The organism is Serratia sp. LS-1 (genome assembly GCF_003719595.1).
GTDB lineage: Bacteria > Pseudomonadota > Gammaproteobacteria > Enterobacterales > Enterobacteriaceae > Serratia > Serratia ureilytica.
In genome coordinates this window covers 839,739-853,833 of the sequence record NZ_CP033504.1, presented here as the reverse complement: position 1 = coordinate 853,833, position 14,095 = coordinate 839,739, and the positions used below count along the sequence as shown (strand labels likewise).

Genomic DNA, 14,095 nt, shown 5'->3' with positions numbered 1-14,095 from the left:
CGACTAGGGTTGGCGGTAGAGCAGCTGTTCCAACAGCCGCACCGGCGTGATCGCCTCCGGCGAAGGCGACGCGAAGATCGCCTGCCGCCAGGCCTGGCTTTCGATCACGTCCAGCACCAGCTGCGCGAGCGGCAAGGGCGCTATCGCCGGCGCGATCTCGCCGATTTGCTGAGCCTCGGCGATCGTCGTCGCCAGCGCCTCAATCAACTGCCGCTGGTTGGCGCTGAACGGCTCGGCCAATGCCGGGTTACGCGCCACTTCAGCCACAATCTCCGCCGACAGTTGCACATTGTCCGGTTCGGCGACAAAAGCGTGATAGGCGGTGAAAAAGGCCGACAGCGCCTGTTTCGGCCGCTTTTTCTCGGCCCGCAATGCGGCGGCGAACTCGGCGAATACGCCGTTTTCCAGCAGCGCGATCTCGCCGATCAGCGCCTCCTTGCCGGAAAAATGGTTATAGAGGTTGCCCACGCTGACGCCCGCCGCCTGGGCGATATCCCGCATGCTGGTCTGGTGAAATCCCTTATGGGTAAAGCTGTGCAGCGCAGCGTCGACAATCTTTTCTCGGTTTCCCATCGGCAGCTCCCGAAACGGTGAAGGGGCGCTGGGCGCCGTAAATTGACACAAATAAATGAACGAACATTCGTTCACATTTAAGGATAGCATAGGCCGGTAAAATTGAACCGCGGCTCAACGGCGCAGAGATCGGTGGGAAGAGACAAACGCCGCCCCGCTTTCAGGGGCGGCGCCCGGCAAACTCAGTGCAGCGCGTCGCCCTGCTTCACCGACGTAAACGCCTGCATCAGTTTCACGACGTCATGCATGCCGATGTTGACCTGATTGATCACTTCTCCGGCGTCATGGGTCAATGCCACACCGCCGCCGGCCTGTTCCACGCAGGTCGCCATGCCGGCGATCGCCGCCGCCACGCCTTGCTGGATAGACTTGGTCATGCGTTCGATCTCGGTCGCCGCCTTGCGCGACTGTTCCGCCAGCGTGCGCACCTCGTTGGCCACCACCGCAAAACCGCGCCCGTGCTCACCGGCGTGGGCGGCTTCGATGGAGGCGTTAATCGCCAGCAGATTGGTTTGCGAGGCAATTTTACGAATGGCTTCGACGATGGTGCCGATCTGCTGAGAGCACTTGCCAAGCTCGGTGACCACGTCCGACGTTTCGCGCGCCGCCGCTTCGACCTGCTGCATGCCCTTCACCGCCTGCTGCACGATGACCGCGCCCTGCGCCGCCTGCCGGTCGGTATCGAGCGACAGATGATGCGCGTTGCGCACCATCTCTTCTTCATGCTGCTGCTGTTGCATCAGCCGGGTGATGTCCTGGGCGATCTTCACCACTTTCACCACCTGGCCGTCGTTGTCGAGGATCGGGTTATAGCTGGCCTCCAGCCAGACCCGTTCGCCGCGCCGGTTGACGCGCTCAAAACGCCCGGTGATGAACTCGCCGCGCGCCAGGCGCTGCCAATGCCGCCGATAGTCGTCGGAAGCGGCGAACGCCGGTGGGCACAGCACCGCATGCGACTGCCCGCACGCTTCTTCCAGCCGATAGCCCATCAGCGCCAGCATATTGTCGTTGGCGCTGACAATGTCGCCCTGCGGCGTGAAAGAAATCATCGCCATCGAGCGATTCAGCGCCGCCAGCAGGCTGCGGTGTTCCTGCGCCTGGGTCACTCGCTCGGTCACTTCGCTGGCGATCTTGACGATTTCCACCACCTTACCCTGTTTATTCAGCACCGGCGCATAGGTGCCCTGCAGCCACACCGCCTCGCCGTTTTTCGCGATGCGCTTTATCGTGTCCGTGATGGGTTGCCCTTTATTCAGCGTCTCCCAATGTTCGCGATATAACGGGCTGGCGACATAGTTCGGATCGCAGAAAATACGATGATGCCGGCCTATCACATCATCGCGTTGAAATCCGAGCGTGCTGAGAAAGAGATCGTTGGCGCGCAATACCGTACCGTCGGGCGAGAATACAATCATGGGAACGGCGTGTTCTATCGCGCTCAGCTCGGCGCCTTTGTGGGTAGTTAACTGACTGAATTGTAACAGCATAGGGTGTAGTCCTTGTGGCAGATGATCGCGCTTTTCTTATTTTGTCTGGCCACATGCCGCGCCCACACGCAGACGTGCCATCGCGGAAGGAGCGGGCAGCGCCGATCCTTCTGGTTATTGCTCTTAACCGGATTAAATTTATTTATTCAGTAAAGTAATTATTCGAATTTAAATAAACCAACAACCTAAGATTTTTATTATGAATAACTGTATTGAGAATAACGTAAGTGATGAAAATTGAAAGGTAAAATGCGGATTTTTGTCGGCGCCGGCAGGATAACCGGCGCCGGGAAGATTAACGCCAGCGTTCAGCTACCCAGGCGGCCTGTTGCTCGGCGTCATGGAAGGTCCAGGCGACGAAGCGGCTGATCTTCTGCCCTTGCGCCATCTCGATGGTGCGCACCTCGGCCGCCCCCGCCACTTTCAGCGCATGGTAGATGGCCGGCAACGTGGTGTTTTTCGAGATAAGCGAGGTGAACCACAGGCAGTTATTGGCCTTGCTGACGCTCTCTTCCACCATCTTGCGCACAAAGGCTTCTTCGCCGCCTTCGCACCACAGCTCGTTGTTCTTGCCGCCGAAGTTTTGCACCGGCTTGTCGGCCACTTCCCCTTTGCCCAATTTATGCAGCTTGCGGCGGGTGCTGGCGCGCGCTTCCTGCTCGGACGCGTGGAACGGCGGGTTGCACAGGGTCGCGTCGAATTTCTCGGCCGCGCCGATGATGCCGCTAAAAATCAGCTCAGGCTGTTTTTGCAGCCGCAGACGCACGCTGTTGCGCAGCGTCGGGTTCATTTCGACGATCATTTTGGCTGCGTTCAGCGACACCGGATCGATTTCGGAGCCGGTGAAACGCCAGCCGTATTCGCGCAGGCCGACGATCGGGTAAATGCAGTTGGCGCCGACGCCGACGTCGAGGATCGCCACGCCCTTGCCGCGCGGGACCTCGCCGCCGTTGCTGGTCGCCAGCAGATCCGCCAGGTGGTGCAGATAGTCGGCGCGGCCGGGGATCGGCGGGCACAGGTAATCAGCCGGAATATCCCAGTGTTCGATGCCGTAAAAGTGTTGCAGCAACGCACGGTTGAGCATTTTCACCGCCGCCGGATCGGCGAAATCCACCGAGACATCGCCCCAGGCGTTCGGTTTTACGAACGGCGCCAGCGCCGGGCAGCTGGCGATCAGCGCCGGGAAGTCGTAGCGCGAACGATGACGGTTGCGCGGATGCAGGCCGCTTTTCTGCTGCGGGAAGGTTTTCTTTTTTTCCACCGTGACGGGCTCTCTTGAAGGTATTTCCGGCGCGTAAGATAACACATCCGGCCCGGAATGGCGCAGCGGCGGGAAACCCGGCACAATGAAAGCTTCATCGATTGCCACAGGGGCCCCCATGAGCCGTGAATCTCGTTATTATTATGAACCCGCCGCCGGCCACGGCCTGCCGCACGATCCGCTGAACGCCATCGTCGGCCCGCGCCCCATCGGCTGGATCTCTTCCCGCAGCGCCGCCGGCTTGCGTAATCTGGCGCCCTACAGCTTTTTCAACTGCTTCAACTACCGCCCGCCCATCATCGGTTTCGCCAGCACCGGCTGGAAAGACAGCGTGGCGAATATCGTGGAAACCGGCGAGTTCGTCTGGAACCTGGCGACACGCCCGTTGGCGGAAGCGATGAACAACAGTTCCATCAACCTGCCGCGCGGTGAGGACGAATTCGCCTTCGCCGGCGTCACGCCGCTGCCCGGGCGCCGGGTCAAAGCCGAGCGCGTGGCCGAAAGCCCGGTGAACTTCGAATGCCGCCTGACCCAATGCATTCAGTTGCAAACCGCCGCCGGGGAACAGGTGGAGACCTGGCTGGTGTTGGGCGAAGTGGTGGCGGTGCATCTCGATCCGGCGCTGCTGGATGAACACGGCGTTTACCAGACCGCCGCCGCCGAACCGATCCTGCGCGCCGGCGGCCCGAGCGCCTACTACGGCATTTCCGAGCAGCACCGTTTCGATCTGACGCGCCCGACGCGCTGATCGTCTCCCCCGTTTATACAGAAGATGAACGGGGGAATTAACAATCAAAAAATCTGAATAAAACCGTCAACACTCTCCGATTTCATCACGTCTTCTCCTGCGCAATAATCTTCCCATCGAAAGGTACTCCCTTTCTCCCTAATCCGCTTTGACAGGAATGACGAACATGAAAACCATCAAAACTTTTGCTGCTGCTATCGCTCTGGCTACCGTTTCTTTCACCACTTTCGCCGCTGAACACGTCAGCGCGCAGGATGCCGCCCAATTCGAAAAAGCCGGCGTGATCGTCGCCAGCGGCGCAACAGACCTGAGCAGCCTGAAATCCCAGTTGGCCGCCAAAGCCGATGCGGCGGGCGCCAAGGCTTTCACCATCACCTCCACCAGCGGCAATAACCTGATGCACGCCACCGCGGTTATCTACAAATAATCGCCGCCCAGACGTCAAAAAGCCCGCCGGCTATCCCCCCGGCGGGCTTTTTTTATGTTCAAGTACATTAGCGCTGAATGGGTAAGACAGTGAGTTTTTTGCCGTCCGCTTTGTCAGCAACCAATGTAAATTCAGTCCAATATTTGCGCGGTGCCTCATTTGACGCATTGCCGACCGTCGCAATCTCAACCGAATAGCTATGCCCAATCTTGAACCCGTCGAAAGCCTCCGTCAGGCATTCGCCAGGCATGACCGCTATCGGCTGCTGGCCCGGCGCAACCGACGTGGACCATTCCGCCTTCCCTCCGGCCCCCGGTTGATAAATTCCGATGCCCACCAGCTCGCGTTTTCCGTCAATATCGTCCGGCACACTAATGCATACGCGATTGTTTTTAACGCTAACGTTTGCCGGATAGAACCAGGGACGTTCCTGCACACAGCCGCTCAGCAATGCCAGCACCAATAAAAAAGTCAGTTTTTTCATTTCATTGCCTTTGGGTTACGCGGCTCTTGGATGAACAACCGTAACACGGTTTCATAGCGAGTTTTAAATAGATACGACAGCTATTTTCCTATCGTCCGCTTCGTCAGCCCCCACGCGTAAACGAGCCGGAAAATTCTGTCGCCAACAGGCAGAAACCCTGTATTCAATGGGGTTTGCACACACATTTTTTTACCTGCCCATAGCTGGACTAACGGGAGAGGATGATTATCATGTTACGCAGACTACAGATGCAGAGAGCGTTGTATGCAACATATCATTGAAGGTTTCCTCAGTTTCCAGAAAGAGATTTTCCCGCAGCGCAAGGAACTGTTCCGCAGCCTTGCCTCCAGCCAAAATCCCAAAGCGCTGTTTATCTCATGCTCTGACAGCCGTTTAGTGCCCGAGCTGGTCACACAGCAAGAACCTGGGCAGCTTTTCGTTATCCGTAACGCCGGCAACATCGTCCCTTCCTTCGGCCCGGAGCCGGGCGGCGTCTCTGCCACCATCGAGTATGCAGTGGTGGCGTTGGGGGTTACCGATATCGTGATTTGTGGCCACTCGAACTGCGGCGCCATGAAAGCGATAGCCTCCTGCCAGTGCCTCGATCCCATGCCTGCCGTGGCCCACTGGCTGCACTATGCCGATGCGGCAAAAGCGGTGGTCGAGAAGAAAACGTGGAATAGCGAAACAGACAAAGTTAACGCTATGGTCGAAGAGAACGTTATTGCTCAGCTAAATAATATCAAAACCCACCCTTCTGTGGCGGTGGGTCTGCGCAACAGCGGGCTGCGCCTGCACGGCTGGGTGTACGACATCGAAAGCGGCGAAATTCGCACGCTGGATAGAAACACCAAGAGCTTCGTGTCTTTGGCCGATAATCCCGACGTCTATTTCGAATAAAATAGCGTCCGGTTTAGCCATTAAATAAAATCCACGCCGCGGCGTGGATTTTATTATCCGCCTTAAGCCAAGCGCGCCTCTATCGCCGCAGCGAAGTCGCGGCACATCCGTTCGTCACCCTCAGCGTTGTCCGCCAATACCGTCTCGCCATCCACCACCCGGATGTGCGCCTGCAAATCGAAATCTGCCGGCGGCTGCGGGCGCTTGGCCGCGGCGGCCATCGTCTGCTGCGCCTCGTGCCACGCCTGCGCCACCGTCTGGTTGCAGGCCTGCGCCAGAGAGTCCGGATTAAACCCTTCGCCGGTCAGGCTGCGCAGCGTGTCGTCATGGCTGACGCTGTTGCCCGGCAACCAGTAGTGTTGCGCCAGATCCGGGCCGATGGCCGGGTTGTCCGTCAGGTAACCGTCGCGCTGCAGGAAGAAGTGACGGGTTTGCTCCACCGCCATCATCGCCAGCAGATAACCCTGATAGGAACAGGCGGACTCCAGCGACAGCAGGTGCGGGATCGCCAGCGTCGGGCGCGGGCTGCCGCTGATGCCGAGGATCTTTTGCTCGACCTCGCGCGCCAGTGCGGTGATGGCTTCCGGCGTGCGTTGCTCGTCATCCCACTGGTACAGCGCCCACTCGAAGTACGGCACCAGCAGGATGTGGCGCTCGTTGAACGCGCGCATCGGCTGGCGCGCCGCGATGCCGGCTTCGATCAGCGCATCGGGCACCGCTTCGCCGGCGGCGTTTTTCGCATAGCGTTTCAGCCAGTCGGCGTCGTCCAGCAGGCTGTCGCAGAACATCGACTGGGTTTCGGCATAGGCCATCGAGGTCGGCGGGAACTCCTGCGAGAAGCACGGCGCATTCTGGCGAATGTTGGCGAAGTGCGCCGCATGGCCGCCCTCGTGGAACAGCGTGTTGAGCCCATAAGCCCCGCTGCCCACCTGCCCCGGCTGCGCCAGGCTGGTGAAGTTGATGCGCGCCGGCACCCATTCCCCCTGACGTACAAACGGCGGCACCGGGCCGTGCATAAAGCCGTTCTCATACTTGCCTTTGCGCACCAGCAGATCGAGATTCATCTCGGCGCCGCCAAAACCGATGTGCAGACGTTTGAAGCTGTCGACCCAGCGTTCCAGCGAACGAGAAAACGGGAAGTAAGGATCCAGTTGACGGGTGACGTCGCCGGCGCTGGCAAAGCGCACATTCCACGGCTCCAGCGCCTGGCTGCCCTTGTCAGCCGCCAGCTGTTGCAGGCTGCGCGCGTTGGCCTCGCGGGTTTCCCGCTCGAAGCGATCCAGAATGGCGAACAGCTGCTCCGGCGTCATGCGCTCGGTTTTGTTCACCTTATAGTCGAAATAGTTGCGATAGCCCATCTGGCGCGCAAAGCGGTTGCGCAGGCCAATCAGCTCCGGCAGGCCGTTATGCAGCAGCCATTGCTCCAGGTCGCGCAGCGCCTGCTGCGAGCTGCGGCGGTAGTCTTCGTTCGGGTTGGTTGCCTGGTTGGTCAACAGTTCGCCGAGCGAGGCCGCCACCCGCCGCCCGTCGGCGTTCAGGTGCGTGACCTGATAGCCCTTGCGGCGCGAGTAAAGATCGGACTCGGCGTGAATGATCTGATCCAACAGCGCCTGCGCCTGCGGATCTTCGATGGCGTTGCAGTCGAAGAAACGCAGCCAACCTTGCAGGCCGTGGATCAGCGCATCGCGCTGCGCCTCCTGCGGCAGCGCTTCCAATCCGGCCAGCAGGCTGCGGATCTCGGCCAGCCGGCGCGGTTCGGCGACGAAGCGCTTATAGGCGCTTTCCGCGGCGGAAAAGCGCGCCGACACGTCTTCACCGCCGGTGCCCATGTAGTTTTGCCAGAACAGCTCTTCTTTGGCGCGGTGAACGTCGAGGTAATCCTGGTTCAATTGATTGAAGTAATCGAGAGCCTGTTGCATAACCGTCCTTCTCAGCCGATGAGGAAATATCCCAGTATAGCCGCGCTTAGGCCTGACGCAGACGCTGCAGCCCCTGCTCCAGCGTCTCGCTCTCGCCGGCGGCCACCAGGCAACAGGCGACCTGCCGCTGGATGGCCTGCGGGATCGCCACCTCGCCCGCCAGACAGCGTTCAGTCCAGCGCGCGGTGGTTTCAGCGTCTTTCGCCGCCGGCAATGCCGGTGTTTCATCCGGCAAGGTGCGCTCCAGCAGCACCTGCTGTTCGCCGCCGACGATGTGGTGAATTTGCGGGCAGCGCAGCGGGTTGGCGTAGGCCTCGCCTTCCGTGCCGTGCATCAGCAACCCGCGGGCGCCGATCTGGCGGAAAAACGACGCCACCCGGCCAACATACTCCGGATGTGAGACGCTGGCGAGGCGCAACGCATCCTGTTCGCCAAACGGCGTCGCCAGCTTGGCCAGCGTATGGGCGCTGTTGCGCACCCCCATGCGCCAACGCAATCCGAGCTGCCGCGCCAACGGCGCCGACAGCGTGGAAACCGGCATGAATACCGCCTCGCCGTTATCGAGACGCCGCTGGGCGTGAGCGGCCTGTTCCGACCACGGCAGCCCCAGGGCGCGGAAAATCTCGGCGCTGGTCACGCGGGTACTGTCGTCCAGCACGCCATGCACCACCACCGGCAGGCCCACTTTCGCGAGCAGCAGCGCCAGCAGCGGCGTCAGGTTGGCCTGCTTGCGCGCGCCATTGTAGCTCGGCAGCACCACCGGCAATGGCCGCCCCTGCGGCGCCTGCAGCAGCAACACCTGCTGCTGCATCGCCTGGTAGAAGCCCAGCATCTCCTCTTCGGCCTCACCCTTGATGCGCAGCGCGATCAGAATGCCGCCCAGCTCCAGCTCGGGGACCGCCCCGGCCAGCATCGCCTGATACAGCTCAAAGGCGGTCTGCCGATCCAGATCGCGCGCATGATTTTTGCCGCGGCCTATTTCTTTGATAATTTTGGTGTAATCCATCCGAAGGTTCCCTCAGCTCACTCTTCGGTTAGCATACCCTATCCGCGCCGCCGCTCAACCTCCTCAGCCAGCCGCCGCTGCGCGTCATCGCCCTCGCGCAGCCCGGCGATCACCCCGCCGGCGTCGTCGGCGCTGCGGTTTTGGCTCATCTTCCATTTGCCTTCGCGCCGGGTGACGGCGATCTCGATACCGACGATGCCTTTAAGCTGCGCGGCGATGTAGTTGGCCGGCGCATCATCGAGCCGCCAGGGCGCCGGGCGGCGCCCTTCCTGCTGCGCGGTCAGATCGATCAGTTGGCGGCGCAGCCAGGCCGGATCGTCCATCACCGTCGGTACGCCATACAGCTGCACCATGCTGTAATTCCAGGTCGGCACCACCTTGCCGGTCTGGCGCTTGCTCGGGTACCAGCCGGGCGACACATAACCTTCCACGCCCTGAAAAATTACCAGGCATTCCGCCGCGTGCTGCAGCCGCCGCCAGTGCGCGTTGGCGCGCGACAGGTGCGCCCGCAGCCGCAGCTGCCCCTGCTCGACATCAGCCACAAACGGCAGCGGGTCGGCCGTCAATCCGTGCTCGCCGTGGCTGACCAACAGCCCCAGCGGGTGGGCGCGGATCAACGCCAGTTGGGCATCCAGATCGTCTTCGCGAAATGCGGCGGGTTGAAACATCAGTGCGGCTCCTTATCGCTCTCTCATGATGACAACAGTAAAGCACCCGCCGGCGGCCTACTTAAGATCCGCTTTCTGGCTATTTCGAGTGATCCGCTTTAACAACAGCAGGGCCACGCCCATCGCCAACAGATTAAATACCATGGCGCCGGCAAAGGCCTGGGCATAGCGCTCCACCTCGCCGCCGCTCGCCAACAGCGGCACAAAACCGACGCCGCTGACCACGATGCCCAACGCGCCTCCCACCTGCTGCACGGTGGCGACCAGACCCGCCGCCATCCCCGCCTGCCGCTCCTGCGCCAAACCCAGCACCAGATTCAGCAGCGGCGTCATGCTCAGCGCCTGACCGAACCCCAGCACCACCAACCCCGGCAGCAACCGCAGCGGATGCGCCAGCGCCTCACCCCACAGCGCCTGCGCCATCAATAGCGCCAACCCGGCGGCGTAAATCGCCACGCCCACGCTCAGCACGCCGTTGCCCCACCGCTGCGCCAGCCGGGGCGCCAGCATCGACGCCAACATAAAGGCCGCGCTGGCCGGGGCGAACAGGCTGCCCGCCTGAAAAGGCGTCAGCCCCGCCCCCGCCTGCAGCAGCAGCGCGAAACACAAGAAAAACGAGGAAGCGGTGGCATAAATCGCCAGCACCACCGCCATACCCGGCGCGAAACCCGCCTGGCGGAACAGCGCCGGATCGAGCACCGCATCGTCACCGCGCTGCGCCAGACGCCGCTCCCAACGCAGGAAGCCCCACAGCGTCAGCATCGCCAACGCCAACATCGGCGCTATCCACCACGGCCAGCCGCGCGCCGGCCCCTCCAGCAGCGGCAGCAGCAACAGCGACAGGCCGGTCGCCGCCAGCCACAGGCCAACGCCGTCCAGCCGCTGCGCCTGCGCCACCCGCGATTCGGGAATGCACCGCACCGCCCACAGCGCCAGTGCGCCGATCGGCAAATTGATCAAAAAGATCATGCGCCAGCCGCTGCCGAACAGGTTGGCCTCGATGATAAATCCGCCGAGGATCTGGCCGAAGATCGCCGCCAATCCCAACGTCATGCCCAGCCAGGCGAAGGCGCGCCGTCGCTGTTGCGGCGCGTACAGCACCCGCATCAAGGCGTAAATTTGCGGGAACAACAGCGCCGCCGTCGCCCCCTGCAGAATACGCGCGGCGATCAGCAGGCCGAGCGATCCCGCCAGCCCGCACAGCAGAGAGCTCAACGTGAATCCCAGCATGCCGAGGCTGAACAAGCGCCGACGCCCGAAGCGATCGCCCAGGCGCCCACCGGCGATCAACAGTACCCCAAACGCCAGCTCGTAACCGGCGACGATCAAACCAACACCGGCAAAATCGGCGGCGAACTGCCGCTGGATCACCGGCGCCGCCACGTTGACCACAAACAGATCGAACACCGTGACGAAGCCGCCCAACAGCAGTACCGGCAGGCCGGGCAGCCCTCGCCGCTCACCAGATAATGAATGTTCCATACCACCTCCAGAGATTATGATGGCCGCAGTATGGAACAAGGTTTAAACTGTTACTATATAGCCACTTATACTATTACTGACAGCAACAGGACGGCCGCCATGCCCCCACGCACCCTCGAACGCACCCGCCACGAACTGGGGGATTTTCTGCGGCAAAAACGAGAACAACTGTCGCCGGAGGCGGTCGGTTTGCCGAGCGGCAGCCGCCGCCGCACGCCGGGATTGCGGCGCGAGGAGGTCGCAGCGCTGGCCGGCGTCGGCCTCACCTGGTACACCTGGCTGGAGCAAGGCAGGGAAATCAATGCGTCGGTGACGTTTTTGGAAAATCTGGCGCGGGTGCTGCAGCTCGACGCCGCCGGCCGCTACCACCTGTTCTTATTGGCGCATCAGCGCCCGCCGGTGCCGGTTGGGCATCAATGGTGCCAGGTTTCGCCGTTGGTGCGGCGCCTGCTGGACGATTTGACGCTACGGCCGGCCTACGTCATGAACCTGAGTTGGGACATCATCGCCTGGAATCCGGCGGCACAGCGGCTGTTCGCCATCGGCGAGCGCCCGGCGGAAGAGCGCAACATGCTGTGGATGCTGTTTGCCGATCCGCAGCTCAATGAGCGCCTGCTGGAGTGGCAGGCGCAGGCGCCGCAAATCCTGGCCAGCTTCCGCCGCGACTACGCCCGCGCGCCGGAGGATGAGGTGATGCACCAACGGGTACAGGCGCTGGAGCGGGTATCGCCGCCGTTCCGCCAGCTCTGGCGGCAGCACGATATCCACGGGCGCTGTCAGGGGCGGCGCAGCTTCATCGTCCCGGCAATCGGCCCGGTCACCTTTGACCACGCCTCTTTTATCGTCGACGAAGAGAATCACCTGCGGCTGGTGATGTACAGCGCGCTGCCGGGCGAACCGGCCAGCGCGGCGTTTGAAGCGCTGCTGCGCGAGGGTTAACGACGGCTGTCGAAAATGAGTTTGCAGGCCAGCCCGGCAAACACCCCGCTCAGCAGGTAGTTCGGCCAGCGGGCGCTGAAACGGCGGCCGGCGAAGCGGCTTTTCATGCCGCTGACCGCCAGGATCACCCCGCCGTTAATCAGCAACCCCACCAGATTCAGCACCGTCGCCAGCGCCAGCATCTGCACCACCACCGAGCCGGCGTGCGGATCGATAAACTGCGGGAACAGCGCCAGCACGAACAGCGCCATTTTCGGGTTGAGGATGTTGGTGAACAGCCCCTGACGGAAAATGCGCGCCGTCGGCACCGCCAGTAACCCGGAAGAAGCCTGCAAACTGCTGCCGGATCGCAGCGTTTTCCACGCCAGGTAGAGCAGATAGGCGGCGCCCAATATTCTCACCGCGTCGTAAGCCAGCGGCACCGCGACGAACAGTTGCGACAACCCCAGCGCTGCCGCCAGCGCGTGGCAGTAAGTGCCGAGCTGAATGCCCGCCAGCGAAGCGAAACCGGCGCGCCGCCCCTGGCTGACGCTGCGCGAAGCGATCAGCAGCATATCCGGGCCGGGGGTCAGCGCCAGCGCCACGCAGGCACCGGAAAACAACAACAGCGTTGCGGCATCAATCATGAATCACCTGATAAGAAGATGGACGGGAATGGAGCGTCCATCATAGCGACGCCGACGTGGCTTGTCAGCGCCGCTTACCTCAGATCACCCACAAATCGAGATACTCGTTGACCGGCATCTGCGCCAGCCGCTGCCGGTCCAGCGACACCTCGAGAATGCGCTGCTGCTGCAGAGCCGGAAACTGGCGCGCCAGGTTGATTTTGAACTTCTCGATCAACAGCGGGATACCCTCTTCGCGCCGCCGCGCATGGCCGATGGGGTACTCCACAGCCACCTCATCCAGACGGCTGCCGTCGGCGAACTCCACCGTCAGCGCATTGGCTATCGAGCGTTTTTCCGGATCGTGATAATCGCGCGTGAAGGCGGGATCTTCATGGCAATGTATCTTGCTACGCAATGCGTCGATGCGCGGATCCTCGGCCACCCGATCCTCGTAGTCCGCCGCCGTCAACCGCCCGAACAGCAGCGGGATCGCCACCATATACTGAATGCAGTGATCGCGATCCGCCGGGTTATCCAGCGGCCCCTGCTTGTCGATGATGCGCAGGCAGGCCTCGTGGGTGCGGATGCTCACCCTGGCGATGTCGGCGGCGGTTTTGCCGGCGGCCTGCATCTGGCGGTGCAGCGTCATGGCCGCCTCCACGGCGGTCTGGGCATGGAACTCCGCCGGGAACGAAATTTTAAACAGCACGTTCTCCATCACATACGCGCCGTACGGCCGCTGGAAGCGGAAAGGTTTGCCGTTGAACGAGACGTCGTAGAATCCCCAGGTCGGCGCCGTGAGCGCCGAGGGATAGCCCATCTCACCGGTGGCGGCCATCAGCGCCAGCCGCACCGCGCGGGCGGTCGCATCCCCCGCCGCCCAGGATTTGCGGGTGCCGGCGTTCGGCGCGTGGCGGTAGGTGCGCAGCGACTGCCCGTCCACCCACGCCAGCGACACCGCGTTCAGGATCGCCTCGCGGCTCAGGCCGAGCAGCTGCGCCACCACCGCGGTGGACGCCACCTTCACCAGCAACACGTGATCCAACCCTACCCGGTTGAAGGCGTTTTCCAGCGCCAGGCAGCCCTGGATCTCATGCGCCTTGATCATGGCGATCAGCACCTGCCGCATGGTCAGCGGCGCTTTGCCCGCCGCCACCGCCTGGCGAGAGAGCCAATCGGCCACCGCCAGGATCCCGCCCAGGTTGTCCGACGGGTGGCCCCACTCCGCCGCCAGCCAGGTGTCGTTAAAGTCGAGCCAGCGGATCATGGTGCCGATATTGAACGCCGCCTGCACCGGATCCAGCTGGAAACGGGTGCCGGGCACCCGGCTGCCGTTCAGCACCTCGGCGCCCGGCATCACCGGCCCCATCAGTTTCTTGCAGGCCGGGTAGCTCAGCGCCTCCAGCCCGCAGCCGAGGGTATCGAGCAGGCAATAATGGGCGGTGCGGTACGCCGCCGGGGTATCGACGGCCTCTTTCATCACATAATCGACGATATCGACCATTTCGCGATCGAATGGCGGACGGCGGGTATTGGCAGACTCAAGCATCATGATTCCCAAAGGCTCCAGAGTGAAAACGACACGATAACGAC

General features: G+C 62.1%; 14 protein-coding genes. 4 read left to right on the top strand and 10 right to left on the bottom strand.

The features are described 5' to 3' along the window. Positions 1-3: 3 nt before the first annotated feature. The 3 genes from EDY99_RS04210 to rlmF form a co-directional block, all read right to left on the bottom strand. Positions 4-573 (bottom strand): TetR/AcrR family transcriptional regulator, encoded by a 570-nt coding sequence (locus EDY99_RS04210; protein ID WP_033642384.1) that lies wholly within the window; start codon positions 571-573, stop codon positions 4-6. A gap of 182 nt (positions 574-755) precedes the next feature. Further along, positions 756-2,060: a PAS domain-containing methyl-accepting chemotaxis protein gene (locus EDY99_RS04205; protein WP_033642383.1), complete on the bottom strand. Its 1,305-nt coding sequence runs from the start codon at positions 2,058-2,060 to the stop codon at positions 756-758. 295 nt (positions 2,061-2,355) lie between these two features. Beyond that, entirely contained in the window at positions 2,356-3,321 is a 966-nt protein-coding gene (rlmF, locus tag EDY99_RS04200; RefSeq protein WP_176588932.1) for a 23S rRNA (adenine(1618)-N(6))-methyltransferase RlmF, read from the bottom strand. A gap of 118 nt (positions 3,322-3,439) precedes the next feature. Between rlmF and EDY99_RS04195 the strand changes: the two genes are divergently transcribed. Next, entirely contained in the window at positions 3,440-4,069 is a 630-nt protein-coding gene (locus EDY99_RS04195; RefSeq protein WP_033642382.1) for a flavin reductase family protein, read from the top strand. A 166-nt stretch (positions 4,070-4,235) separates the two neighbouring features. Next, the gene (locus tag EDY99_RS04190) at positions 4,236-4,496 is read left to right on the top strand and encodes a YdgH/BhsA/McbA-like domain containing protein (protein ID WP_015377148.1); all 261 of its coding nucleotides are present in this window, start codon (positions 4,236-4,238) and stop codon (positions 4,494-4,496) included. Positions 4,497-4,563: 67 nt separating this feature from the next. On the opposite strand, the gene EDY99_RS04185 is transcribed toward EDY99_RS04190, so the two are convergent. Next, complete coding sequence (locus EDY99_RS04185; protein WP_123061493.1) at positions 4,564-4,980, bottom strand: putative T6SS immunity periplasmic lipoprotein; 417 nt, start codon at positions 4,978-4,980, stop codon at positions 4,564-4,566. A gap of 264 nt (positions 4,981-5,244) precedes the next feature. Here EDY99_RS04185 and EDY99_RS04180 point away from each other — a divergent pair, with 264 nt between their 5' ends. After that, positions 5,245-5,880 carry a carbonic anhydrase gene (locus EDY99_RS04180; protein WP_004939270.1) on the top strand — a complete coding sequence of 212 codons (636 nt, stop codon included), beginning with the start codon at positions 5,245-5,247 and terminating at the stop codon, positions 5,878-5,880. A gap of 62 nt (positions 5,881-5,942) precedes the next feature. Here EDY99_RS04180 and EDY99_RS04175 read toward each other — a convergent pair whose 3' ends face one another. From EDY99_RS04175 to EDY99_RS04160, 4 genes are read right to left on the bottom strand one after another with little or no spacing between them, the layout of a single operon-like run. Then, positions 5,943-7,799: a M3 family metallopeptidase gene (locus EDY99_RS04175; RefSeq protein ID WP_123061492.1), complete on the bottom strand. Its 1,857-nt coding sequence runs from the start codon at positions 7,797-7,799 to the stop codon at positions 5,943-5,945. 46 nt (positions 7,800-7,845) lie between these two features. Further along, positions 7,846-8,805 (bottom strand): DNA-binding protein YbiB, encoded by a 960-nt coding sequence (ybiB, locus tag EDY99_RS04170; protein WP_123061491.1) that lies wholly within the window; start codon positions 8,803-8,805, stop codon positions 7,846-7,848. 38 nt (positions 8,806-8,843) lie between these two features. Next, positions 8,844-9,473, bottom strand: a complete 630-nt coding sequence (locus EDY99_RS04165; RefSeq protein ID WP_123061490.1) for an FMN-binding negative transcriptional regulator — start codon at positions 9,471-9,473, stop codon at positions 8,844-8,846. 57 nt (positions 9,474-9,530) lie between these two features. Continuing rightward, a complete protein-coding gene (locus EDY99_RS04160) occupies positions 9,531-10,955 on the bottom strand; it encodes an MFS transporter (RefSeq protein ID WP_123061489.1) in 1,425 nt (474 codons plus the stop codon). Between the two features lie 99 nt (positions 10,956-11,054). Between EDY99_RS04160 and EDY99_RS04155 the strand changes: the two genes are divergently transcribed. Beyond that, positions 11,055-11,894, top strand: a complete 840-nt coding sequence (locus tag EDY99_RS04155) for a helix-turn-helix transcriptional regulator (protein WP_123061488.1) — start codon at positions 11,055-11,057, stop codon at positions 11,892-11,894. Here EDY99_RS04155 and EDY99_RS04150 read toward each other — a convergent pair. Together EDY99_RS04150 and EDY99_RS04145 are read right to left on the bottom strand one after the other, a co-directional pair. Next, positions 11,891-12,520 carry a LysE family translocator gene (locus EDY99_RS04150; RefSeq protein WP_123061487.1) on the bottom strand — a complete coding sequence of 210 codons (630 nt, stop codon included), beginning with the start codon at positions 12,518-12,520 and terminating at the stop codon, positions 11,891-11,893. The two genes, EDY99_RS04155 and EDY99_RS04150, sit on opposite strands and share 4 nt — an antisense overlap. Positions 12,521-12,599: 79 nt before the next feature. Further along, complete coding sequence (locus EDY99_RS04145; RefSeq protein WP_123062158.1) at positions 12,600-14,051, bottom strand: bifunctional 2-methylcitrate dehydratase/aconitate hydratase; 1,452 nt, start codon at positions 14,049-14,051, stop codon at positions 12,600-12,602. Positions 14,052-14,095 lie beyond the last annotated feature (44 nt).

Coding starts and splice junctions, on each gene's coding strand:
- EDY99_RS04210 (WP_033642384.1), bottom strand. CDS start 573: ATGGGAAACCGAGAAAAGATTGTCGACGCTGCGCTGCACAGCTTTACC.
- EDY99_RS04150 (WP_123061487.1), bottom strand. CDS start 12,520: ATGATTGATGCCGCAACGCTGTTGTTGTTTTCCGGTGCCTGCGTGGCG.
- EDY99_RS04185 (WP_123061493.1), bottom strand. CDS start 4,980: ATGAAAAAACTGACTTTTTTATTGGTGCTGGCATTGCTGAGCGGCTGT.
- EDY99_RS04165 (WP_123061490.1), bottom strand. CDS start 9,473: ATGTTTCAACCCGCCGCATTTCGCGAAGACGATCTGGATGCCCAACTG.
- EDY99_RS04160 (WP_123061489.1), bottom strand. CDS start 10,955: ATGGAACATTCATTATCTGGTGAGCGGCGAGGGCTGCCCGGCCTGCCG.
- EDY99_RS04205 (WP_033642383.1), bottom strand. CDS start 2,060: ATGCTGTTACAATTCAGTCAGTTAACTACCCACAAAGGCGCCGAGCTG.
- EDY99_RS04180 (WP_004939270.1), top strand. CDS start 5,245: ATGCAACATATCATTGAAGGTTTCCTCAGTTTCCAGAAAGAGATTTTC.
- EDY99_RS04195 (WP_033642382.1), top strand. CDS start 3,440: ATGAGCCGTGAATCTCGTTATTATTATGAACCCGCCGCCGGCCACGGC.
- EDY99_RS04145 (WP_123062158.1), bottom strand. CDS start 14,051: ATGCTTGAGTCTGCCAATACCCGCCGTCCGCCATTCGATCGCGAAATG.
- ybiB (WP_123061491.1), bottom strand. CDS start 8,805: ATGGATTACACCAAAATTATCAAAGAAATAGGCCGCGGCAAAAATCAT.
- EDY99_RS04155 (WP_123061488.1), top strand. CDS start 11,055: ATGCCCCCACGCACCCTCGAACGCACCCGCCACGAACTGGGGGATTTT.
- EDY99_RS04190 (WP_015377148.1), top strand. CDS start 4,236: ATGAAAACCATCAAAACTTTTGCTGCTGCTATCGCTCTGGCTACCGTT.
- EDY99_RS04175 (WP_123061492.1), bottom strand. CDS start 7,799: ATGCAACAGGCTCTCGATTACTTCAATCAATTGAACCAGGATTACCTC.